This is a genomic window from Brevibacterium sp. OS20 (genome assembly GCF_056837565.1).
Genome location: NZ_CM166367.1, coordinates 2,972,473 through 2,993,103 on the forward strand (window position 1 = coordinate 2,972,473; position 20,631 = coordinate 2,993,103).

Sequence of the window (20,631 nt, forward strand, 5' to 3'; positions counted from 1 at the left end):
GCGGATGGGGCCGGGGCCGCCTCGGGGAGGGTGATCGTCACCCGCCCCGAGGCGCTCGGTCACTTCTTGTACTTGTCTCCGACCTTCTCGGCTTCCTTCTGGCCCTTCTTCAGGGCCGCATCGGCCGAGGTCCGACCGGCGATGGCGGAGCTGACGTCTTCGGAGATGCCCGTGGCGAGGTCCGCGAATTCGGGGATCGTCACGAACTGGACTCCCAGCGTCGGCCGCGGCTGGACTCCGGGGCTGACCGGATCGGCCGAGTTGATGGCGTCCTCGGTCTGCTGGTAGAAGGGCTTCGCGGCCTTCTGGTACTCGGGGTTCTCATAGGTCGAGGTCCGCTTGCCGGCAGGCACGTGCTGCCAGCCGAGCTCCTCGGCGACGGTCTCCTCGTAGTCCTTCGACGAGGCCCAGGCGACGAACTGCTTCGCCGCGTCCTGGTTCTTGCCTGCGGCCTGGATGCCCCATGCCCAGGTGTAGAGCCAGGAGCTCGACTCCGTTTCCTTCACCGGTGCCGCGACGTAGCCGATCTTGCCCTTGACGGGAGAGTCATCGGCCTCGAGGGTTCCGGTGGCGGCCGTCGAGTCGTACCACATGGCGACCTTGCCCTGCTGCAGGTTCGTCAGGCACTCGGTGTAGCCGGCCTGCGGGGCTCCGGATTCGCCGTGGTCCTTGATGAGGTCGACGTAGAAGTTCGTGGCTTCCTTGAATTCCTTGGAATCGACCTGCGCGTTCCAGTCCTCGTCGAACCAGGTTCCGCCGAAGGTGTTGACCACGGTCGTCAGCGGAGCGAACATCTCGCCCCAGCCGGGCAGCCCGCGCAGGCAGATGCCCTTCGTGCCCTTCTCCGCACCGTCGACCTTCGCCGCGAGCTTAGCGACTTCGTCCCAGGTCGGATTCTCCGGCATCTCCACGCCGGCCTTGTCGAAGATGTCCGTGCGGTACATGAGGAACGAGCCCTCACCGTAGAACGGCTCACCATAGACCTGGTCGTCGACCGTCATCGACTCGGCCATCGGGGCGAGGATGTCGTCCTGGTCGAAGCCCTCGGCATCGACGACGCCTTCGTCCATGGGGGTGAGCCACTTGTTCTTCGCGTAGGTCGGGATTTCGTAGTTCGACATCGAGGCGACGTCGTAGTTGCCGGCCTGAGCGGCGAACTCCTGGCCGATCTTCGCCCGCACCTCGTTCTCCGGCAGCACGGTGTAGTTGACCTTGATGCCCGTGTCCTTGGTGAAGTGGTCGGCTGTGAGCTTCTGAAGGTCCTGCATCTGCGGGTTGTTGACCATGAGGACGTTGACTTCGTCGCCGCCGCCCCCGGCCGAGCTGCCGCCGGCACCACCACAGCCGGACAATGCCAGTGCTCCGACCATGCCGATGGCCGCCCAAGTGGCTCTCCGGCCTGTGATCAGGTGTTTCATCGTTGCGCCTTCCCTCGTCCTTGCGGGATCGCAGCCCGCCGTCGGTTCGCTGCGAGAAAATCATATGAGCATCCGTGCTCATATGTGCAATACTGTGTCACGAACCAATCAGATGTGCAACACTTCACATATGAGCGAACACAGAGTCGTCGACGCCGAAGGGAGGACCATGTCCACGGTGCCCACCGCCCGCCACCGCCGCTTCCTCGCCCAGCTGGCCCGCGATCACTACCTTGAGGGGCGGTCCAAGGTCGAGATCGGCAAGTCGAACGGACTCAGCCGGTTTCAGGTCGCCCGCCTCCTCCAGGAGGCCGTCGACACCGGGGTCGTGACCATCACCATCGAAGCCGATGCCGGTGAAGCCGACGGTCTGGCCGAGCAGGTCGCCGCAGCGCTCGGCCTCGACTCGGTCGTCATCGTCGACATCCCCGACGAGACTCAGGCCTCCCAGCAGATGGGTCGGGCCGCGCTATCGCTGGTCGGCCGCCACGCCCATGCGGGGATGCGCATCGGCCTGTCTTGGTCGCGCACCTTGGATTCCGCGGCCGCGTTCACTCCGGCCCTGCCCCGCTGCACGATCGTCCAGCTCGCCGGTGCCCTCCGTTTGGAGTCGCATCGTCCCAGCTCGGAGATCTTCACCCGGCTGGGCCAGGATCCGGCGGTGAGCATGGTCCGTCTGCCCGCCCCGCTGCTCGTCACCGAGGCGGGAACCGCCGCTGACCTGCGGGCACTGCCCGAGATCTCCGGGACCCTGGCCGCCGCCGATGACCTCGATCTTGCCGTGGTCTCTGTGGCTTCCTGGGCCGAGGGCCTGTCCTCGGTGTGGGAGAAGTGCTCCCCCGCCCAGCGTCAGGCGGGCATCGACGACGGCGCCATCGCCGAGGTGTCCGGACGTCTCTTCGCCGCCGACGGATCGGATGTCACCACGATCGACGACCGCGTCATCGCCGTCACCCTCGATCAGCTCCGCCGAGCTTCGACGACCGTGGGAGTCGCCCGTGGAGCCGAGCGCGCCCGCGCGGTCCGTGCCGCCTGTGCCGCCGGGATCCTCGATATCGCGATCATCGACCGCTCCTTGGCCGATGAGATCCTCGCCGAGGCGGCCGACCCCGGTGCTGCACCAGCTGAGGAGGAGTTCCGATGAGTGCGAATCGCAGGTTCGTCGCCGGTGTCGACTCCTCGACCCAGAGCTGCAAGGTCGTCATCGCCGATCCGGACTCCGGTGACATCATCCGCACCGGTTCGGCCCCGCACCCTCCCGGCACCGAGGTCGACCCCGAAGCGTGGTGGACGGCTCTGCAGGAGGCGATCGCGGCAGCCGGCGGACTCGACGATGTCGCGGGTCTGAGCATCAGCGGTCAGCAGCATGGACTCGTCGCCCTCGACGCCGAGGGCCGGGTCATCCGCGATGCCCTGCTGTGGAACGATCTGCGCAGCAAGGCCGCGGCCAGAGACCTCATCGCCGAGGTCGGAGCCGCCGACTATGTCGCACGCACCGGGGTCCTGCCCGTCGCCTCCTTCACCGCCGCCAAACTGCGGTGGCTGCGCGATGCCGAACCGGACAATGCCGACCGGGTCGCCGCCGTCGCCCTGCCGCACGACTGGCTGAGCTGGCGCTTCCTCGGATACGGCCCCACCGACGCATCCGTCCGCGGTCCCGTGCTCGAGGCCTTGGTCACCGACGCGTCCGACGCCAGCGGCACCGCCTACTTCGACCCCTCCGCTTCTCGCTACGATCTCGATCTCTTCCGCATCGCCTTCGGTGCGTCCGCCCGTGAGGCAGCGGGCTTGCCGTGCGCCGCGGATACGGAGGTGGAGGCGGATTCACCGAACGTGGGCGGGAACGGGCAAGCCGCCTCGGCGATCATCCTTCCCCGCGTCCTCGCCCCCGACGAGGCGGCCGGGCACAGCCCGGACGGAATCGTCGTGGGCCCCGGGGCCGGCGACAATGCGGCCGCGGCGCTGGGACTCGGGGTCACCTCGGGGGATCTCGTCATCTCGATCGGAACGTCCGGTACGGTCTTCGGCACCACCGACCTGCCCATCGCCGATTCGTCCGGCACGGTCGCCGGGTTCGCCTCGGCCGACGGCGGGCGCCTGCCGCTGGTCGCCACGCTCAATGCCGCCCGCGTCCTCGATTCGGCGGCGAAGCTGCTGCGGGTCAGCCACGACGAACTCGCGGCCCTGGCGCTGGCGTCCCGGCCGGGAGCGGACGGGCTCACGCTCGTCCCGTATTTCGAGGGCGAGCGCACCCCGAACCTGCCCGATGCCACCGCTCGCCTCGAGGGGATGACCCTGGCGAACTCCTCGGCGCAGAACGTCGCCCGCGCCTTCGTCGAAGGAATGCTGTGCGGTCTGGCGGACGGGCTCGACGCGGTGCAGGCTCAGGGCCTGGAGGCCGGACGGCTGCTGCTCATCGGCGGGGCGGCACGCAATCCTGCCGTCCGGGAGGTCGCCCGCGATATCTTCACCGTGCCCATCGACGTGCCCGAACAGGCCGAATACGTCGCCATCGGGGCGGCTCGGCAGGCGGCGTGGACACTCTCGGGAACCCTGCCGGACTGGACAGTCGAGCTCGTCGCCACTCTGCATCCGCGTCCATCGCGGGTGCGGCAGCAGTACCGGTCCTGTGCAGCGCAGACGGCTGCACAGCAGACGGCCAGTCTCGTCTCGCCGGGCCACACAACGCCGGAACCGACTTCGTCAGAACCCTCTCTGTCCGAACGCTCATCGTCCGATCAATCACTGACCGATCACCGTGGATCTTCGGGTGCGCACGCATCCGCGAAAGGTTGAGAACAATGGCCACAGTCACCTTCGACAAAGCACTTCGTCAATACCCCGAGGCACTCAAACCCTCCGTCGACGAGGTCAGCCTCGACATCGCCGACGGGGAGTTCCTCGTCCTCGTCGGCCCCTCGGGCTGCGGGAAGTCGACGACCCTGCGCATGCTCGCCGGGCTCGAACCCGTCGACTCCGGTCACATCCGCATCGGCGACCACGATGTCACAGACCTCTCCCCCAGGGAACGCGATATTGCGATGGTGTTCCAGAACTATGCGCTCTACCCGCATATGAGCGTGCGCGAGAACATGGCCTTTGCACTGAAGATCGCGGGAGTCGCCAAGCAGGAACGCGATCAGCGCGTCGAGGAAGCCGCCCGGCTGCTCGACCTGGAACCGTACCTCGACCGCAAGCCGAAGGCGCTGTCCGGTGGGCAGCGACAGCGAGTGGCGATGGGGCGTGCCATCGTCCGGTCCCCGCAGGTCTTCCTCATGGACGAGCCGCTGTCGAACCTCGATGCGAAGCTGCGGGTGCAGACCCGCGCACAGATCGCCTCGCTGACCCGCCGCCTCGGCGTCACCACCGTCTACGTCACCCACGATCAGGTCGAAGCGATGACGATGGGCGACCGGGTCGCGGTCCTCGCCGATGGCCGGCTGCAGCAGGTGGACACTCCCGCGAACCTCTACGATCGACCGGCGAACCTCTTCGTCGCGGGCTTCATGGGCTCGCCGGCGATGAACCTCGTCGACGTGCCGGTCGAGGGCACGTCGCTGCGCCTCGGCGATGTCGAACTCTCACTGACCGCGGAACAGCGTGAGCAGGTCACCGGTGAGACGGTCACCGTCGGCATCCGTCCGGAGGATCTGCAGGTCACCGAGACGCAAGGCCTCGAGGTCACCGTCGATCTCGTCGAGGAGCTCGGCGCCGATGCCTACGTCCACGGTCGAGCGGTCCTGGCCTCGGGCGAGAAGACAGTGGTGGCTCGCGTCGCCGGTCGGTCGACGATCCGCCGCGGGGACACCGTGCGCGTCGCTCCCGATACCGCGCGCCTGCACCTCTTCGACACCGATTCGGGCAGCCGATTGGCCGAGGACACACGCCGCGCCGCGTGACCGGCGGACCTCGTGACCGGCGCGCCGACGGAGGCGAGCGCACCGCGGGACGGCGGCGCCGCCTCGCCGGGGGAATGCGGGGCATCACACAGCTCGAAAGTCGCCGCTGAGTCAGGGGAATCGGGCGTGCGCGATTATGATCGGATCATGGTCGATTTCGCACGCTCTCCCCGCTCCACCCTCGGTGTCGAGTGGGAACTGGCTCTGCTGGATTCTCGCAGCCTGGATCTGACCCCGGCTGCCGAGACTCTGTTGGCCGATGTGGCCGAGCATGCGCCCGAGTACGAGAAGCACATCGTCGGAGAGATGCTGACGAACACCATCGAGCTCGTCACCGGCGTGCACAAACAGGTGTCGACCGTCGCCGAGGATCTGGCCACTTCGATCGGGGCGCTGCGGAAGCTGACCGAGGCACGCGGTGTCGAACTGATGTCGGCGGGCACCCACCCGTTCGCGCAGTGGCAGTCGCAGGAGGTCCGCGCGAAGGACCGTTATCTCGAACTCGTCGATCGCACCCAGTGGTGGGGCCGGAACATGCTGATCTTCGGCGTCCACGTCCACGTCGGCATCGACTCGCGCGACAAGGTGCTGCCGATCGTCAACGCACTGCTCGCCTATGTCCCGCACCTGCAGGCACTGTCCGCATCGTCTCCGTTCTGGGGCGGCACGGACACCGGCTATGCCTCGAACCGAGCGATGATGTTCCAGCAGCTGCCGACGGCCGGTCTGCCGTTCCAGTTCGATCAGTGGGCGGACTACGAGAAGTACGTCGACGATATGCTCACCACCGGGATCATCGACAACATCAACGAGATCCGCTGGGACATCCGGCCGGCCCCGCACTGGGGCACCGTCGAGGTCCGTGTCTGCGACGGACTGCCGACCCTCGAGGAGATCCTCGCGGTCACCGCGTTCATCCAGTGCCTCGTCGATGACATGTCCGAACGCCTCGACGCCGGTGAGACCCTGCCGACGATGCCCGATTGGTTCCACAACGAGAACAAATGGCGCGCCGCCCGCTACGGCATGGACGCGATCATCATCGAGAACGCCGCGGCCGACGAGCGTCTCGTCACCGAATGTCTCGCCGATGAGATCGAACGACTCTCGCCCGTCGCTGAACGCCTCGGCTGTGTCGACGAGCTGCACTCGATCACCTCGATCATCGAACGAGGCGTGCCCTACCAGCGCCTGCAGAAGGTCTTCGGCACCACGGGTTCGCTCACCGAGGTGACCCGCTCGCTCATCGGCGACCTCCGCAACTCCTACAGCTGAGGCGGCTCTTCCGGGTTCGATTGCGCCCACCCGCGGCCGCATCAGCCCCTCATGCGTCCTAGGGGTGGATCCACCACGATTCGCAAGGAGATTTCGAGACGGATCCACCCACAGGAGACACGTGGGCCCGCAGGCACAGCCCCAACGGCGAGCGAGCCGAGCTCACAGATGGGGTCGGAGCAGCTCCAAGAGCGTCGGCAGCGCGGAGGCGACTCCCGGGTGCAGTTCGTAGTCGTTGAGCTCGTCCAGCGGCACCCACGACAGCTGGATGCTCTCGGGGTCATTGATGACAGCGTCGAAGCGGCGCAGGGTCTTCGCGATCACCGTCGTGTACGACCAGGTGTCCAGGTCGAGGATGTGCGTCTCGAGGATCTCGATGCCCGATCCATCCTGGTCGGGCACCCCGGCCTCTTCCCAGGACTCCCGGACCGCGGCCTCGACCGCCGACTCGCCCATATCGCGGGCGCCGCCGGGGAATCCCCAGGTCCCACCTTCGACCGACCACAGCGCCCGGTGCTGCATGAGCACCCCGCGCTCGGGATCGACGAGCATGAGCCCCGCGGCCCCGTTGAGACCCCAATGCTTCTTCCCATCGGACCCATACGTCCACCCGTCACCCGATCGCCGAGGCGGCCGACCGGCAGGCAGGCGCGTTGACTTCGCCGCCTGTGCGTTCCGTTCGGCGGCGCTGTTCGGGTCGCTCTCAGACGAGGACATGATCGACATCCAAAGAGGAGACGGCGGCGAAGGACAGGTCACTCGGTCCGATTCCGCGGGAGACGAGCTCCGCACCGAGAGCTGCGACCATGGCTCCATTGTCCGTGCACAGTGTCAATGGCGGCACGCGCAGAGTCACGCCCGCCTCGGCGCAGCGAGCCGAGAGCACTTCACGCAGGTGCGAGTTCGCGGCCACTCCCCCACCGAGGACGACATGGTTGATGCCGGTGTCAGCCGCAGCGAGCAGAGTCTTGGTCACGAGCACGTCGACGACAGCGTCTTCGAACCCGGCGGCGATATCGGCCACCCTTAGGTCCGCGCCCAGAGTCTCGGCCTTCGTCACCTCACGCAGGGCTGCGGTCTTCAGCCCGGAGAACGAGAAGTTATACCGACGCTCGGGGTCGCGCAGGTCCTGCTTCTTCGCGAGTCCGCGCGGGAATCTCACTGCCTTCCGGTCGCCGGGGATCCCGGTGCCGTCGAGCAGGCCGAGAGCAGCCTTCGAGATGTTCGGTCCGCCGGGATAATTAAGCCCGAGCAGGCGCGCGGTCTTGTCGAAGGCCTCACCTGCGGCGTCATCGATCGTAGCGCCGAGGAGTTCGATGTCCTCGACGAGGTCGCCGATGCGCAGAATCTCGGTGTGCCCACCGGAGACGAGCAGGGCGATGGTGGGAGTGGTCAATCCGTCGACGTCCTCGGCGACGAGGTCGACGGCCACGTGAGCGGCCAGATGGTTGACTCCGTAGAGCGGTTTGCCCAGCGCCGCGGCAAGTCCTTTGGCCGCGCCGACCCCGACCATGAGCGCACCGGAGAGACCCGGTCCGGCGGTCACCGCGACGGCGTCGATTTCGGACAGCTCCACCTCGGCGGTCTCACAGGCAGAGGCGATGGCCGGGCCGATGGCCTGCACATGGGCGCGGGAGGCGACTTCGGGCACGACCCCGCCGAAGCGCACATGCTCGTCCATCGACGAGGAGACGGTGTTCGTCAGCAGCGTGCGCCCGCGGACGATGCCGACCCCGGTTTCGTCGCACGAGGATTCGATGCCGAGGACGAGTGGGTCGCTCATGATCCGTCCTCCGGGGCGTCGGCAGACTCCGCGGTTTCGAGGTCGAGGTCGGAGTAGATGGCCACGAGTTCGGGTTCGGTCACCTCGGCGATGTCCATACCGAGGGTGCGGGCGAAGAGGCGCAGATGCGTGTCCCACATCGGCCCCACTTCGGCGGCCTGACCGCGGGCGGTCTCGGCATCGGGCGCGGTATGGGTGAGCACGAGCAGGGTCTCGTGACCGGTCTCCCCCTCGATCGGCAGCACGCGGAGGCCGAGCACTCCGAAGTCGTCGAGTTCGAGCAGCACGTGGTCGAAGTCCTCGCAGCTGAGGACGGATCCGTTCAGGTCGATGTCCTCGAGCGCGAACGTGATCGTGCGCGTCTCTCCATCCTCGCCGAGGCGGAACGGCGCGAACCAGGCCCGTGCACTCTCGGCATCGGTCAGTGCGTTCCACACCGTTTCGACGTCACGCTCGAGGAGCAGCTCGATGACGAGGTCGGTGCCGTTCTCCCAGGTGACCAGGCGCGGGCTGGTCCCACTCATGCTTCCTCCCAAGCGCCGTCGAGGGCCGCCTTCTCATCAGGACTCAGCTGCATCTCCGTTCCGGCGAGCAGCTCGGTGAGCTGTTCGGGCACGCGCGCCGAGGCGATCGTCGAGGGGATGAAATCGTGGGTGAGCTGCCACGCGATGGCCGTGGCCGTCATCGTTACTCCGTGGTTGGCGGCGACATCGTGGAGGATTTCGAGGGCGCCGAGGGCTTTCTGGTCGTCGACGAAATCGGCGACTCGGTCACCGCGGACGCTGCCGGTGGCGTCGCCGCCGGTGTGCTTGCCGGTGAGGAAACCGGAGGCCAGTGAGTGGAAGGGCAGTTCGGCGATGCCCTCAGATCGCAGGTACGCCTGCTTCTGCGGATCGACGGCGGCGCGGGAGACGAGGTTGAACCGGTCTTGGACGACTCGATAGCAGGCAAGCGAGAACTTCGTCGAGATCTTCCGGGCTTTCTGCAGTCGCTCGAGGCTGAAGTTCGATGCCCCGAGGTAGCTGACCTTGCCGGAGCGGACGAGCGCGTCGAAGGTCTCGGCGACGGCGACCTGGTCGACGTCATCATCGTCTCTGTGGGCATAGTAGACGTCGATGTGGTCGGTGCCGAGCCGGCGCAGCGAGTCGTCGACGCAGTTGCGGATGTTCGCCGGATCGAGGCCATGCCCCTTCGGGTGCATGCCGACTTTGGTGGCGATGACCATCTCGTCGCGATTGCCGCGAGCCTTCATCCATTCGCCGATGATCGTCTCAGACTCTCCGCCCGAGTTCCCCTCGACCCAGGCCGAATACGCGTCGGCGGTGTCGATGAAGTTTCCGCCGGCCTCGGCATAGGCGTCGAGAACAGCGAAGCTCTGATCCCGATCCGCACCCCAACCGAAGGGGTTTCCGCCCAGCTGAAGAGGGTGAACGAAGAGATCGGTATCTGCCAATTGCACACGTGTCATACCCTCCAGACTACCCGTTTGACCTCCACTGCTTCGGGGCAGGACCGTCTCCCGGAACTCAGGTTAGGCTAAGCTATAGATACGCAATGATGCCGATCACGCCGCCTCGGCGGCAGACCAGCATTCGGTTGGCCGCACTCCCCCAAGGAAACATCATGTCTGAACCGTTCTCCGCTCGCCTCAAGGCCAGCACCGCCACCATCCACGACGAGGTCGAACACACCACGTTCATGGTCGACCTCATGGAAGGACGGCTCGACGCAAGGGCCTACGCTCTCCTGCTCAAGCAGTACGACGTCATCTACGGCGTGCTCGAGTCGAAGTCACGGGAGTTCGCCGAGGATCCGGTCTTCGCGCCGTTCTTCGACGCCCATCTGTTCCGGGCCGACCGCATCGCCGCCGATCTGGCCGCGCTCGATGGCACCGAATTGCCTGTCATGCCCAGTGCCACCGCCTATGCTGCGCACTTGGCGGGGCTCGAACGGGCCGAGCAGGTCATCGCCCACCACTACACGCGCTACCTCGGCGACCTCTCCGGCGGTCAGGCGATCGGCACCCTCATGGGCCGGCACTACAGTCTGCCGGCGACCTCGCTGACGATGTGGGATTTCGCCGAGCTCGGCAAGACGAAGCCGTACAAGGACGCCTACCGCCGACTCCTCGACCAGGTTGCGGCAACCGGCGGTGACGAGCAGATCGTCGTCGACGAGACGATGGAAGCGTTCCGACTCAATGGAGCGCTGCTCGTCGACCTCACCGAGGCGACTGATAACCGCGCGGTTCCCGTCGCCTAGGGCGCGATTTGAGAAGGATCAGTCGCCGATCCGCAGACGCATGAGAATTCCCGCGGCGCCCGGATAGTAGTCCGGGCGCCGCCCCCATTCCTCGAACCCGAAAGATGCGTACATCCCCAACGCCGCAGCATTGCGTTCGTCGACCTCGAGGTGGACGATCTCGGACCCACGGTCCTTCGCCCAATTGATTCCGGCCTGCAGCAGGGCACGACCGATGCCTGTGCCGCGTGCCGCCTCGGTGGTGGCGATCGTCATCACATCGGCTTCCGCACCGGCCCCCGACATGACGATCCACCCTGCCAGCTCCCCCGTCGAGGCGGTGAACTCACTATCCGTGGCTGTGCCGTCCACATCCGTTTCCCCCGCCGATGCGGTCCTGGCGGCGAGCATGACCGTGCCGTTCTGCGCCTTGACCGACCAGTAGTAGCCGAGCGTCCAGGCTGTGGGTCCGAAGATCGCCGCGTCGTGGTCGGCCACCTCGGCGAGGTCCCACCAGGGAAGCTCGGCAATGGTCGTGGAGGTCATTTCAATGAGCTCTCGCGTACCGGGGTTGCTTTCGCATCGGGTTCGCGCAGGTATTCGGGGATCGGGTCGGCAAGGTCTCGACCGGCGGCGAGTTCCCGTGCCGCCGCGAGGGCAAGATATTCGGCACGAGGATCGGTGATGGACTCGGTGCTCGACGCTCCGAGGACGTCCGGATAGAGGAGGAATCCGCGGCCGAGCTTCTGATCGATCGTATCGAGCCGGTAGCCGTTGTCGGCGAGAACTGAAGCAACCTCGGCCGGTTTGGCCACGAACGGCCCGGCGTTCAGCGTGGCGTCGGCGGAGTCGTAGACGCTGAAATAGACCTCTTTGCGGCGGGCGTCCGAAGCGATGAGGACGGGGCGAACGGATTCGGTCGCGGCGGGCGACGCGACCTCCGACGCAAGTGCTGGGGAGCCTTCTGCCCTGCGGACGAACTCTTCGACGATCGCGGCTTGGGACAGCAGTCCCTTGACGGGAATCCCACGAGCCTGACCGACGGCGATTCCGGAGGCGATGCCCACCCGCAGACCGGTGAAGGGTCCGGGTCCGATGCCGACGACGACGAGTTCGGGTTGGGCATCCTCGGCGAGCACGCCGGCGAGCGCAGGACCGATGAACTCAACGTGTCGACGTTGGTCATCGGCCTGTTCGGCCGCGATGACCGAACCGGTGTCCGTATCCACGAGGGCCACAGAGGCCGACTGCGAGGTGTCGATGGCCAGAACGATCATGATTCGTCTCCCTCATCCGCGAAGTCCTCGGCAGGCAGATCTGCAGAGGCCGGGTCGTCGACTCGCACGCCTGCCAGCGCCGAGACAGCGGCCACAACCTGCGGCATCCGATCGATCCAGGCATCCCCGCGACCAACGAGGTCGACGGTGCGTCGTTCGTCCTCCACCTCATCCTCGTCGTCCACACCGACCGAGTCATCATCCCCCGCGGCTTCATCCCACACCGGGGTGATGGTGATGTCGAGGTGATCGCTGCTGAGCTGCTCGGCCAGGCCGGCTCCCCACTCGACGACCGTGATCGACTCGTCCAGTTCGGAGTCGAGGTCGAGATCTTCGAGCTCCTCCCCGTCGGCCAACCGATACGCGTCGACGTGGACGAGGGCGGGTCCGCCCGAGCGCGATGGGTGCTCGCGGGCGATGACGAACGTCGGCGACGTGATCCGCCCGGCCACGTCGAGGGCTCTGCCCAGCGACTGCGTGAACGTCGTCTTCCCCGCTCCGAGGTTGCCCGTGAGAATGAGCAGATCACCGGCGCGCAGATGGTCGGCCAGGACCGCAGCGAACGTGCGCATCTGCTCCAAGGATTCGAGATGGACCCTCATCGCCCGTCTCCCTTCCGGGCGACCCGGTCGACGCGGGCGCTGAGCTGGGTGACGATCTCGTAGTTGATCGTGTTCGCCCAGGTCCCCCATTCGGCCGCACTCGGCCCACCGGGGCCGAAGATGACGACCTCGTCGCCGATGGCCACCTCATCGTTGCCGGCACCGATGTCGATGATCATCTGATCCATGGCGATACGCCCGACGACGGGGTAACGACGACCCCGGATGGCCACCTCGGCGCGGTTCGAGGCTGCCCGCGGCAGTCCGTCCCCGTACCCACCGGGCACGAGCGCGAACCGGGTGTCGGTCGCGGCGGTGAACGTCAGCCCGTAGGAGGCGCCGTGACCTGCGGGAATGTCCTTGAGATTGATGACGCTGGAGGTCAGCCGCATGACCGGCCGGAGCCCGAGAGCCGCCGGATCTCCGTCTTCGAGCGGGGACAGACCGTAGAGGGCGAGCCCCACCCTCGCCGAGGTGCCCGGGCACGGTCCCAGAGTGAGCGCTCCGGGTGAGTTCGCGATGTGCACATCCAGGTCATCCGATTCGCCGAGGCGGCCGTCCGCGGCGTCGAGCACGGCCCGCAGCTGCCCGTGGGCGGAGGAGAAGACCGCGCTCTGCGCCGCGGTCTCGGGGCGTTCGGGTTCGTCGGCGACCGCGAAGTGGCTCATCATTCCGACGATGCGTATATCGGCGCCGGCCTCGGGGTTCCCGGAGTCGTCGGTGTGGCTGTCTTCGGCGTGGCGGCGCAGCCAGTCGAAGGCACGGACGAGCGCTTCCGGGGACAGACCGTTGCGGCCGAGTCCGGTGTCGATCTTGAGATGGGCTCGGGCTGTGACGCCGGTGCGGCGGGCCGCCTCGGCGAGTCGGTCGAGGGCCCCGACCGTCGAAATTCCCAGTTCGATGTCAGCTCGCACCGCCTCGTCGAGGTCGGTGGTCGGTCCGTAGAGCCATGCGAGGATCTGCGCTTCGGGGCCGAGCAGGCTGCGCAGGCGAAGGGCCTCGGGGATCGTGGCCACACAGAACTCGCGCCACCCGGCCGAGAAGAGAGCGGGTGCGACGAGGTCGATGCCGTGGCCGTAGGCGTTGGCTTTGACGACGCATTTGAGGCGGGCGGGTGAGAGCCGATCGGCAAGGACGGCGGCGTTGTCGCACAGGGCTGCCTCGTCGATCTCGGCCCGTACGAGAGCCTCGGGGATGTCGAAAGATGTCACTGGATAAGACTACCGCCGACCCCCGTCGACCAGCACCTTCGTTACGCTGATCCCCCGCGACATTCGGCTCTGGCGCCGGTGTCGCAGGTGCAGCCGACGACGTGTTCGGCGAAGACCGGCTCGACGAGCCATTCGATGAAGAAGGAGACATCATGCACACCACACCAGCCCGCATCCTCGCGATGGTGATTACGGCTGTCCTGTTCGCGGCGGGCCTCGCACTGATCGGACAGTCCGGTCCCGCCGAGGCGGCCGCGAAGTACTGCACCGGCGTCGAGGCGAACAGTTCGGTGACGGCCGCGAAGGCCATCGAGGTCAAGCAGCGGTCGACGATCACCGCCGATATCTACCTGTGCAAGAAGTCCGGCGACCGGTACGTCCGCGACAGCGGCCCGTTCAAGGCCCGCCTCGGCTACAACGGCACCACGTCGAGCAAACGGGAAGGTGACGGCAAGACCCCGAAGGGTGTGTTCTGGATGCGCGATGGCTTCGGCACCTCGGCGAATCCCGGGCTGGGCAAGCCGTGGACGAAGGTCACCCGCGATCATGTCTGGGTCGACGGTGACGCGACGAAGGCCGAGGGCTACAACACGATGCAGCGGAAGTCCGAAGGGTACAAGGGCGAATCTCTCTACCAGCCGAAGCCGTACAAGTATGCCCAGGTCATCGGCTACAACGAGGCTCGCACACCGGGGAAGGGATCGGCGATCTTCCTGCATGCGAACACGGAGTCGATGAAGACCGCCGGCTGTGTGTCGATGTACGAGTCCAGTCTCGTCAAGGCGATGAAGTGGGAGGGCTCGACGAAGACGCAGATCCTCATCCACTGAGGTTCTGCTCTGTCCCGACTGTTCGGCCTGTCCCGACCGTTCGAACCATTCCGCTGATTCGGAGCAATCCGCAGTCCGACAGCATCCCCCGCAGGGACTACGTATCGGGCGGTGATTCGCTACCTCTTGGTGATGACTCCGAGCTGGACACCCGGCTCATATGGGACTCACCGACGAGGAGGACAGCGACATGGAACGAACCGGTCGACAGACAGAATTATCCACTGAACAGACAGACGAACACGAGCGGCAGGGGGCCTGGACGCCCAGACGCCTGGCGGTGACGGCGCTGTTCACCGCTTTGGTGGCCGGAATCGTCGAAATGGCCGCACATCTGTGGCCGTTCACCGACCTCGCGGAGAATGCGGGGGCGGTGGTCATCCGCCTGGCCGTCTACGCCCTCGTCGCCGTCGTGATCCTCCGATTCGCTCGCGGCAGGCAGTGGGCTCGGATCGTCCTGCTCGTCGGGCTCGGCGTGATCGGGACGGCATCTCTGCTCGTCGAACCCGTCATGTGGCTGTTCGGCGATGCCGATCTCGGCGCTTACTTCGCCGGTCTCGACGGCCCCGGAGCGGTGATCCTCGTCAGCCGAGTCGCGCATCTGTCTGCGGTGGCCGTCGGTGTGGCCGCCATGCTCGTCATGCACCCACGGAAGGTCGCCGGCGTGACCGGGTGAGCGGATTCAGTCAGTGCCGTGGATGAGTTCGCCGACCACCTCGGCGAGGGCATCGGCGAATCCGGACGCGGTCACCGCGCGTCGGCCGGCCTCGTTGTGCAGCAGCACTCCGACTCCGACCAGGCGAGCCCACTCGCGGGGTGGACGCGTCCGATCGTCACTGTCATAGCGGCCGTGGGCGGCGGTGATCGCGGCGAGCGTGCCGAGGATCCCGGCGAGCACGTCCCCGGAGCCCGCCGTGGCGAGGGTGCCCGGCCCCGGCGCGGGCAGAACGACGTGTCCGTCGGGGGCGGCGATGACCGTGTGATGGCCTTTGAGCAGGACGATCGCTCCGGTCAGCTCCGCGGCTCGCCGCGCCCATCGCATCGGGTTCGCCCCGATCCGACCGGCGGTGATGATCTCGCCGAGGAGGCGGCTGAGCAGCCGCGCCAGCTCGGCGGCGTGCGGGGTGATGATGAGCGGGCGGTCGGCCAGCCAGGTGCCTGCCATCGATTCGGCGCGGGCGATCATGTCGAGGCCGCCTGCGTCGACGACGACCGGTGTGCGGTTGCCGGCCAGCGCCTCGGCGACGCCCTGCACGAATTCGGGTTCGGGGTCGCCCGGGCCGAGGACGACGGAGTCGATGCGTCCGGAGGCGTTGACGACCTCGGGGTGGAGGCCGAGGACGTATTCGGCGACGAGCGGGGAGCCGAGATAGCGGACCATCCCTGCTCCGGTGTTCACCGCCGAGGTGGTGGTGAGCACGCCCGCGCCAGGGTAGTCCTCGGAGCCGGCGAGGACCCCGGTGACACCGCGGGAGTACTTGTGCCCGGTCTCATCGGGGCGCGGGAATCCGGTGACGAGATCATCGTGATCGAGCAGCTCCGCGGCGGCCGAGCTGGGGTCGAGGCCGAGGCCGATGTCGATGACGTCGATGGTTCCGATGAACTCGTCCACACGCGGATCGATGAGTTCGGCCTTGAGGCCGCCGAAGGTCACAGTGCGGTCGGCGTGGAGTCGTTTCTCTGCCCCGGTGTGGTTCGGGTCGAGGTCGGAGGGGACGTCGACGGCGATGAGGCGGCCGGTGCGGTGCGGGGCCCAATCGGCGGTAAGTGAGGAGATGTGGTCGGGCAGTCCGCGCCGCCCGCCCGTGCCGAGGATGCCGTCGAGGACGAGATCGGCGCGGGAGAGTTCGCGCAGAGCGTCGGCCCGGGCCGCATCGGCCTCGGCCGAGGTGAACGCGATGACCTGCGCCCCGGCGCTGTGTGCCGCGGCCAGTCCATCGTCGTGAGTGCGATCGAAGAGGGTGATGACCGTGACGGCGGCACCGCGCCTTCCCAGAGTCGCCGCAGCGAAGAGTGCGTCCCCGGCGTTGTTGCCGGGCCCGGCCAGTACGCTCACACGGGTGCCGGTGACCTGTCCGTGATCGGCCTTCAGCATGGCGGCCGCACTGTTCGCCAGCGCTCGGGCAGCCCGGGCCATGAGCGGGATGCCGGCTTCGAGCAGCGGCTTCTCGGCCTCCCTGATGGTTTCACTCGGGTAGGCGAACACGCTCATCGACTGTTCCTCTTCACAATTCTGCTCCTGATACGACGTAGCCCTGCACGGGACCTATCCCTGCACCGTATGCCGTTTCCACCGTCCGAGCCAGGGGTCGGGCGGATCATCCCTCGGACAGCTGCGCCAGCCGGCGCCCGGCCAGATGAGCGAGGAACAGAGCCTGGTCGGCGAGACCGTCGTCGCTGTGGCGGGCGCGAGGGGAATGATTGGCTTCGCGTTCTTCGACCGGCAGATTCGGCAGAGCGACTCCGAAGTGTCCATAGGCTCCGGGCACGGCGTCGAGCACACGGGAGAAGTCCTCGGAACCGGGCAGCGGATTCGCCTTGCGCACGGTCCGCTGCTCGCCGAAGAGGTCGGTGAAGGTGGAGAGGAAGAACTCGGCTTCGGCGTCGTCGTTGATCGTCGGCGGCAGGATCTGCTCGTACTCGACGTCGGCGCTCAGACCGTGGGCGGCGACGAGGTCACGAACGAGCTGAGGCAGCTCCACCTCGGCGCGGGAGGTCACAGCTTCCGAGAACGTGCGCACACTGACGACCAAGGTCGCGAAGTCGGGGACGACGTTGGGAGCGGTGCCGCCGTTGAACTGGCCGACGGTGATCACGAGCGGGTCGAAGATGTCGAAGCGGCGGGTGACGTACTCCTGCAGCTGGCCCACGAGCATCGCACCGACCTGGATGGGGTCCTTGCCGGTGGCCGGGCGGGAGGCGTGCGTGCCCTTGCCATTCACGGTGATCGTCATCTTCGAAAACGCCGCCATGTACGGACCGGGACGGGAGCTGGCGACGCCGAGGTCGGCGTCGGCGGAGACGTGGATGCCGAAGGCGGCTTTGACGAGGGGACCCGCGGCGTCGAGGACGCCTTCATCGATCATCTTCCCGGCCCCGTCGAATCCTTCTTCACCGGGCTGGAACATGAACACGACGTCGCCGGGCAGGGAGTCGCGGTCGCGGTGGAGGAGTTTGAGTGCGCCGACGAGCCCGGCGGTGTGCAGGTCGTGGCCGCAGGCGTGCATCCTCCCCGAAGTGGCCGCGAAGTCGAATCCGGTCGCCTCGGTGACGGGCAGTCCGTCCATGTCCCCGCGCAGGAGCACGGCAGGTACGACTCCGGTCGAGTCCTCCTTGCGGGCACCGCCGCGCAGGACGACGACGATCGACGACAGCCTCTCCCCCGTGCTCACCTCGACGTCGAGGCCCTCGATGGCGTCGAGGACGAGCTTCTGCGTCACCGGCAGGTCGAGTCCGACCTCGACGTTCTCGTGCAGGGCACGGCGCAGGGTGACCAGACCGGGCGCGATGTCGTTCGCGTCATCGGAAGTGGGCAGGTGCACCTGGGTGGCGGCCGCCTCGGCGGGGGTCGGGCTCATAGGGGCGGCGATGTCGGCAGCGGCGGTGTTGTCGGTGTCGTTGGGAAGTGAACTCATGCCTTGAGTCTATTACCCACCAGGCGCAGGCTGATTGAGACCGATCAGCCTTCCTAGAAATCCGCGCCCTACGCGTGATTCTTCCGGCGGCAGTGATCGATCAGCAGCCTTCGCAATGGAGCCGCTACAGCCCTGTAGCGTCTCTGGCCTCATCGACGAGCTCATTGAGGATCGTGATCAGGCCGGGGATTTCGGTTGTGGTCGCCAGCCAAAGTATTTCGTAGTCGATGTCACCGTATTCATGGGCAAGGACATTCCGCAGTCCAACGATTCGTTCGAGTCCGGGCACACGAGCAGCGGTGTCAGCATCGTCTCTGCGGAGGCGCTTCAGCAGCATCCCAGAGATGCGCACCTGTCTTACGCTGCATAGACATCCCGCGCACTCTCGAACGCGGCCGCTTTGAAGAAGGGGTTCTTCACCGAGCGTTCCATGACCAGATCGACTCGCCGTCCGACGATCCGCTCCAGCTCAGCCTTCAGATCGAAGTAGTCGTGGAACAGATTGTCCCGTTCCGGTCGAAAAGTGACGAGGAAGTCGATGTCGCTCGTCTCCGGATTGAACCGATCCGTGAGCACGGACCCGAAAATGCGAAGCCGTTCCACACCGAATCTTTCGCAAGCGCTCCTGATTGCGTCAGTGTCGAATACCACGGCGGATTCCATAAATCTATTCTCCCAGATCGGGAGCGACTCAACCAGGCCATATAACATTTCCTTGCGAATACATTCACCTCCATCGGACGTGAACCGTACGCGGTGGTGGGCGATGGACGGATCTCATGAAGCGTCAGGGGTCCCGGTTCTCGGTGGCAGACAGAGAATTCAGCGAAGCTCACCATGTTGATCGATACGGCATACTGATCGTCATGGCCCAGGACATAGACCTTCGTGTGCGATTCACTGTTGATGACGCCCACCTATCTGCGCTCCATGCACGAGCGTTTGGACACTCAGGTGGAGAGGTGAAACCGTGGGGAGCGCGCCTGAAGCGGCACAGCCTGACGTGGATCGGTGCGTTCTCCGACGACCAGTTGATCGGGTTCGTCCACGCCTGTTGGGACGGCGGGGTGCACGCGTTCGTCCTCGACACAATTGTTGATCCGGGACCTCAGAGGCGTGGTATCGGAAAACGACTGGTCCAGACTCTCGTTCATGAAATCAAAGCCGCCGGCTGCGAATGGATGCATGTCGACTATGAGCCGCACCTCGAAGTTTTCTATCATGATTCGTGCGGGTTCAGCCGAACACATGCTGGTCTACTGAGACTCGCGTCCCGATGATGCTCGACTGTGCAAGAAGTCGACGGTTCAGACCAGCCCGTGGTGGGCGGCGAAGGGATCCCAATCGGGATCGGTGTGGATATCCAACTCGATCTCACGGGCGACGGTGGCGGCCGCCTCGGCGCCGTAGAGATGGGTGATGAGTGCCGCAGTCATGTCCATGCCAGCGGCCACACCCGATGAGGTCCATCGATCCCGGTCCTCGACCCATCTGGCCTGCGGTATCCAGGTGACATCCTCGCCGTGTTCGGACGCCCACGTGAAAGCCTTCTTGTTCGACGTCGCCCGGTACCCGTCGAGCAGGCCGGCGGCAGCGAGCACCGCCGAACCGGTGCACACAGAGGTGATGAGCTCGGCACCGGCCGACCAGTTCACGAGGCGGTCGAGGAATGCTCGGTCGTCGACCAACTGCCGGGTGCCCATCCCGCCGGGAACCATGACGATGTCCGGGTTGCTCGCTGTGTCGAAGGACTCGGTGACGATAACCTCGATGCCCTGAGCGCTGCGGACGGGCCCAGGCTGAGCGGCGACATAGGAGAGGGTGAAGGAATCCGGGAGACGGCTGAAGAGTTCGACGGGGCCGAATACATCGAGAACTTCGAAGCCGTCGAAGAGCACTACCGCCACATTGCTAGTCATTGAGTCCATCGAATCATTGTCCCAGCTGCAGCGTAAGTCTTCCTGCCGCGGATTCAGTCTTCCGGCCGAAGAACTCGCTTGTACATCGAATGGGTGAAGTGCTCCGCGGCGCCTTCGATGCCGGGGCTCAGCGACGGCCCGTCGCCCTCGGCGATGACGAAGGTCATCGTCAGGTGAGCATCGTGGGTGATCGACAGGTGGATGTTCGTTCCGCCGATGGCACGGAAGTGCTCGAGCACGAGCCCGCGCAGACGGAAACTCGGCGCACCGGACCTCGCGGGGACCACCTCGGCGGACTGCCACGGCAGCCATCCGGGGAAGCCGATCGCCTTCTTCAGCGCCTCCTTCGCGGAGAACCGCGCCGCCAAGGAGGCATCCGTCCGGCGTTTGCCATTGCGTTTGAGCTGCTCACCGGGAGTGAGCAGGCGGTCGAGCAGTTCAGGCACGCGTTCGATGTGCTCCGCGAAGCGCGGCACGTCGGCGATGTCAGTGCCGATCCCTAGAATCGCCACAATCGAACCTCCTCAGATACCCGACCGAC

Annotated in this window: 23 protein-coding genes; 8 read left to right on the top strand and 15 right to left on the bottom strand. The window is 66.3% G+C overall.

Going from position 1 to position 20,631, the window contains the following annotated elements:
- Positions 1-59 precede the first annotated feature (59 nt).
- The gene (locus ACVZTU_RS13330; protein WP_259357701.1) at positions 60-1,418 is read right to left on the bottom strand and encodes an ABC transporter substrate-binding protein; all 1,359 of its coding nucleotides are present in this window, start codon (positions 1,416-1,418) and stop codon (positions 60-62) included.
- 130 nt (positions 1,419-1,548) lie between these two features.
- Here ACVZTU_RS13330 and ACVZTU_RS13335 point away from each other — a divergent pair, with 130 nt between their 5' ends.
- From ACVZTU_RS13335 to ACVZTU_RS13350, 4 genes are all read left to right on the top strand, one after another.
- On the top strand, positions 1,549-2,562 hold the full coding sequence (locus ACVZTU_RS13335) for a sugar-binding domain-containing protein (protein WP_482400560.1): 1,014 nt from the start codon (positions 1,549-1,551) through the stop codon (positions 2,560-2,562).
- The gene (locus ACVZTU_RS13340; RefSeq protein ID WP_482400561.1) at positions 2,559-4,214 is read left to right on the top strand and encodes a xylulokinase; all 1,656 of its coding nucleotides are present in this window, start codon (positions 2,559-2,561) and stop codon (positions 4,212-4,214) included. Before ACVZTU_RS13335 ends, ACVZTU_RS13340 begins: the two co-directional genes overlap by 4 nt.
- A 5-nt stretch (positions 4,215-4,219) precedes the next feature.
- Positions 4,220-5,317, top strand: a complete 1,098-nt coding sequence (locus ACVZTU_RS13345; protein ID WP_181272358.1) for an ABC transporter ATP-binding protein — start codon at positions 4,220-4,222, stop codon at positions 5,315-5,317.
- A gap of 147 nt (positions 5,318-5,464) precedes the next feature.
- Complete coding sequence (locus tag ACVZTU_RS13350; protein WP_139908678.1) at positions 5,465-6,592, top strand: glutamate--cysteine ligase; 1,128 nt, start codon at positions 5,465-5,467, stop codon at positions 6,590-6,592.
- A 162-nt stretch (positions 6,593-6,754) separates the two neighbouring features.
- Here ACVZTU_RS13350 and ACVZTU_RS13355 read toward each other — a convergent pair whose 3' ends face one another.
- From ACVZTU_RS13355 to ACVZTU_RS13370, 4 genes are read right to left on the bottom strand one after another with little or no spacing between them, the layout of a single operon-like run.
- The gene (locus ACVZTU_RS13355) at positions 6,755-7,309 is read right to left on the bottom strand and encodes an NUDIX domain-containing protein (protein ID WP_229664235.1); all 555 of its coding nucleotides are present in this window, start codon (positions 7,307-7,309) and stop codon (positions 6,755-6,757) included.
- Positions 7,296-8,375: a tRNA (adenosine(37)-N6)-threonylcarbamoyltransferase complex transferase subunit TsaD gene (gene tsaD / locus ACVZTU_RS13360; RefSeq protein ID WP_181272360.1), complete on the bottom strand. Its 1,080-nt coding sequence runs from the start codon at positions 8,373-8,375 to the stop codon at positions 7,296-7,298. Before tsaD ends, ACVZTU_RS13355 begins: the two co-directional genes overlap by 14 nt.
- Positions 8,372-8,899, bottom strand: a complete 528-nt coding sequence (locus ACVZTU_RS13365) for an SRPBCC domain-containing protein (RefSeq protein WP_181272361.1) — start codon at positions 8,897-8,899, stop codon at positions 8,372-8,374. Before ACVZTU_RS13365 ends, tsaD begins: the two co-directional genes overlap by 4 nt.
- A complete protein-coding gene (locus ACVZTU_RS13370) occupies positions 8,896-9,843 on the bottom strand; it encodes an aldo/keto reductase (protein WP_181272362.1) in 948 nt (315 codons plus the stop codon). The genes ACVZTU_RS13365 and ACVZTU_RS13370 overlap by 4 nt, the downstream gene beginning before the upstream one ends.
- Positions 9,844-9,998: 155 nt before the next feature.
- On the opposite strand from ACVZTU_RS13370, the gene ACVZTU_RS13375 reads away from it, so the two are divergent.
- The gene (locus ACVZTU_RS13375; protein ID WP_181272363.1) at positions 9,999-10,637 is read left to right on the top strand and encodes a biliverdin-producing heme oxygenase; all 639 of its coding nucleotides are present in this window, start codon (positions 9,999-10,001) and stop codon (positions 10,635-10,637) included.
- A gap of 18 nt (positions 10,638-10,655) precedes the next feature.
- Here the strand turns inward: ACVZTU_RS13375 and ACVZTU_RS13380 are convergent, their stop codons facing one another.
- Genes ACVZTU_RS13380 through alr form a run of 4 tightly spaced genes read right to left on the bottom strand, consistent with a single transcriptional unit; the run spans position 10,656 to position 13,706 of the window.
- Positions 10,656-11,162, bottom strand: coding sequence for a GNAT family N-acetyltransferase (locus ACVZTU_RS13380; protein ID WP_181272578.1), 507 nt, complete (start codon positions 11,160-11,162; stop codon positions 10,656-10,658).
- On the bottom strand, positions 11,159-11,893 hold the full coding sequence (gene tsaB / locus ACVZTU_RS13385) for a tRNA (adenosine(37)-N6)-threonylcarbamoyltransferase complex dimerization subunit type 1 TsaB (RefSeq protein WP_181272579.1): 735 nt from the start codon (positions 11,891-11,893) through the stop codon (positions 11,159-11,161). The genes ACVZTU_RS13380 and tsaB overlap by 4 nt, the downstream gene beginning before the upstream one ends.
- On the bottom strand, positions 11,890-12,495 hold the full coding sequence (tsaE, locus tag ACVZTU_RS13390) for a tRNA (adenosine(37)-N6)-threonylcarbamoyltransferase complex ATPase subunit type 1 TsaE (protein WP_482400562.1): 606 nt from the start codon (positions 12,493-12,495) through the stop codon (positions 11,890-11,892). The genes tsaB and tsaE overlap by 4 nt, the downstream gene beginning before the upstream one ends.
- A complete protein-coding gene (gene alr, locus ACVZTU_RS13395) occupies positions 12,492-13,706 on the bottom strand; it encodes an alanine racemase (RefSeq protein ID WP_181272581.1) in 1,215 nt (404 codons plus the stop codon). The genes tsaE and alr overlap by 4 nt, the downstream gene beginning before the upstream one ends.
- Positions 13,707-13,858: 152 nt before the next feature.
- Between alr and ACVZTU_RS13400 the strand changes: the two genes are divergently transcribed.
- Positions 13,859-14,536: a hypothetical protein gene (locus tag ACVZTU_RS13400; protein WP_181272582.1), complete on the top strand. Its 678-nt coding sequence runs from the start codon at positions 13,859-13,861 to the stop codon at positions 14,534-14,536.
- 190 nt (positions 14,537-14,726) lie between these two features.
- The gene (locus ACVZTU_RS13405) at positions 14,727-15,212 is read left to right on the top strand and encodes a hypothetical protein (protein WP_188741321.1); all 486 of its coding nucleotides are present in this window, start codon (positions 14,727-14,729) and stop codon (positions 15,210-15,212) included.
- A 6-nt stretch (positions 15,213-15,218) separates the two neighbouring features.
- Here the strand turns inward: ACVZTU_RS13405 and ACVZTU_RS13410 are convergent, their stop codons facing one another.
- The 4 genes from ACVZTU_RS13410 to ACVZTU_RS13425 all read right to left on the bottom strand — a co-directional run bounded on the left by ACVZTU_RS13410 (position 15,219) and on the right by ACVZTU_RS13425 (position 18,882).
- Positions 15,219-16,748, bottom strand: coding sequence for a bifunctional ADP-dependent NAD(P)H-hydrate dehydratase/NAD(P)H-hydrate epimerase (locus ACVZTU_RS13410; RefSeq protein WP_482400563.1), 1,530 nt, complete (start codon positions 16,746-16,748; stop codon positions 15,219-15,221).
- 106 nt (positions 16,749-16,854) lie between these two features.
- A complete protein-coding gene (locus ACVZTU_RS13415) occupies positions 16,855-18,171 on the bottom strand; it encodes a M20 metallopeptidase family protein (protein WP_482400564.1) in 1,317 nt (438 codons plus the stop codon).
- Between the two features lie 124 nt (positions 18,172-18,295).
- Entirely contained in the window at positions 18,296-18,523 is a 228-nt protein-coding gene (locus tag ACVZTU_RS13420) for a HepT-like ribonuclease domain-containing protein (protein ID WP_482400565.1), read from the bottom strand.
- 5 nt (positions 18,524-18,528) lie between these two features.
- Entirely contained in the window at positions 18,529-18,882 is a 354-nt protein-coding gene (locus ACVZTU_RS13425; RefSeq protein WP_482400566.1) for a nucleotidyltransferase family protein, read from the bottom strand.
- A 155-nt stretch (positions 18,883-19,037) separates the two neighbouring features.
- Here ACVZTU_RS13425 and ACVZTU_RS13430 point away from each other — a divergent pair, with 155 nt between their 5' ends.
- Positions 19,038-19,451, top strand: coding sequence for a GNAT family N-acetyltransferase (locus ACVZTU_RS13430; RefSeq protein WP_482401757.1), 414 nt, complete (start codon positions 19,038-19,040; stop codon positions 19,449-19,451).
- A 27-nt stretch (positions 19,452-19,478) separates the two neighbouring features.
- On the opposite strand, the gene ACVZTU_RS13435 is transcribed toward ACVZTU_RS13430, so the two are convergent.
- The gene (locus ACVZTU_RS13435; protein ID WP_229664269.1) at positions 19,479-20,099 is read right to left on the bottom strand and encodes a DJ-1/PfpI family protein; all 621 of its coding nucleotides are present in this window, start codon (positions 20,097-20,099) and stop codon (positions 19,479-19,481) included.
- A 44-nt stretch (positions 20,100-20,143) separates the two neighbouring features.
- Positions 20,144-20,602 (bottom strand): holo-ACP synthase, encoded by a 459-nt coding sequence (locus ACVZTU_RS13440; RefSeq protein WP_259357675.1) that lies wholly within the window; start codon positions 20,600-20,602, stop codon positions 20,144-20,146.
- Positions 20,603-20,631 lie beyond the last annotated feature (29 nt).

Bases quoted from the DNA above. Each gene is read 5' to 3' on its own strand.
- ACVZTU_RS13330 (WP_259357701.1), bottom strand. From the start codon at position 1,418: ATGAAACACCTGATCACAGGCCGGAGAGCCACTTGGGCGGCCATCGGC.
- ACVZTU_RS13335 (WP_482400560.1), top strand. From the start codon at position 1,549: ATGAGCGAACACAGAGTCGTCGACGCCGAAGGGAGGACCATGTCCACG.
- ACVZTU_RS13340 (WP_482400561.1), top strand. From the start codon at position 2,559: ATGAGTGCGAATCGCAGGTTCGTCGCCGGTGTCGACTCCTCGACCCAG.
- ACVZTU_RS13345 (WP_181272358.1), top strand. From the start codon at position 4,220: ATGGCCACAGTCACCTTCGACAAAGCACTTCGTCAATACCCCGAGGCA.
- ACVZTU_RS13350 (WP_139908678.1), top strand. From the start codon at position 5,465: ATGGTCGATTTCGCACGCTCTCCCCGCTCCACCCTCGGTGTCGAGTGG.
- ACVZTU_RS13355 (WP_229664235.1), bottom strand. From the start codon at position 7,309: ATGTCCTCGTCTGAGAGCGACCCGAACAGCGCCGCCGAACGGAACGCA.
- tsaD (WP_181272360.1), bottom strand. From the start codon at position 8,375: ATGAGCGACCCACTCGTCCTCGGCATCGAATCCTCGTGCGACGAAACC.
- ACVZTU_RS13365 (WP_181272361.1), bottom strand. From the start codon at position 8,899: ATGAGTGGGACCAGCCCGCGCCTGGTCACCTGGGAGAACGGCACCGAC.
- ACVZTU_RS13370 (WP_181272362.1), bottom strand. From the start codon at position 9,843: ATGACACGTGTGCAATTGGCAGATACCGATCTCTTCGTTCACCCTCTT.
- ACVZTU_RS13375 (WP_181272363.1), top strand. From the start codon at position 9,999: ATGTCTGAACCGTTCTCCGCTCGCCTCAAGGCCAGCACCGCCACCATC.
- ACVZTU_RS13380 (WP_181272578.1), bottom strand. From the start codon at position 11,162: ATGACCTCCACGACCATTGCCGAGCTTCCCTGGTGGGACCTCGCCGAG.
- tsaB (WP_181272579.1), bottom strand. From the start codon at position 11,893: ATGATCGTTCTGGCCATCGACACCTCGCAGTCGGCCTCTGTGGCCCTC.
- tsaE (WP_482400562.1), bottom strand. From the start codon at position 12,495: ATGAGGGTCCATCTCGAATCCTTGGAGCAGATGCGCACGTTCGCTGCG.
- ACVZTU_RS13400 (WP_181272582.1), top strand. From the start codon at position 13,859: ATGCACACCACACCAGCCCGCATCCTCGCGATGGTGATTACGGCTGTC.
- ACVZTU_RS13405 (WP_188741321.1), top strand. From the start codon at position 14,727: ATGGAACGAACCGGTCGACAGACAGAATTATCCACTGAACAGACAGAC.
- ACVZTU_RS13410 (WP_482400563.1), bottom strand. From the start codon at position 16,748: ATGAGCGTGTTCGCCTACCCGAGTGAAACCATCAGGGAGGCCGAGAAG.
- ACVZTU_RS13415 (WP_482400564.1), bottom strand. From the start codon at position 18,171: ATGAGTTCACTTCCCAACGACACCGACAACACCGCCGCTGCCGACATC.
- ACVZTU_RS13425 (WP_482400566.1), bottom strand. From the start codon at position 18,882: ATGTTATATGGCCTGGTTGAGTCGCTCCCGATCTGGGAGAATAGATTT.
- ACVZTU_RS13430 (WP_482401757.1), top strand. From the start codon at position 19,038: ATGGCCCAGGACATAGACCTTCGTGTGCGATTCACTGTTGATGACGCC.
- ACVZTU_RS13435 (WP_229664269.1), bottom strand. From the start codon at position 20,099: ATGGACTCAATGACTAGCAATGTGGCGGTAGTGCTCTTCGACGGCTTC.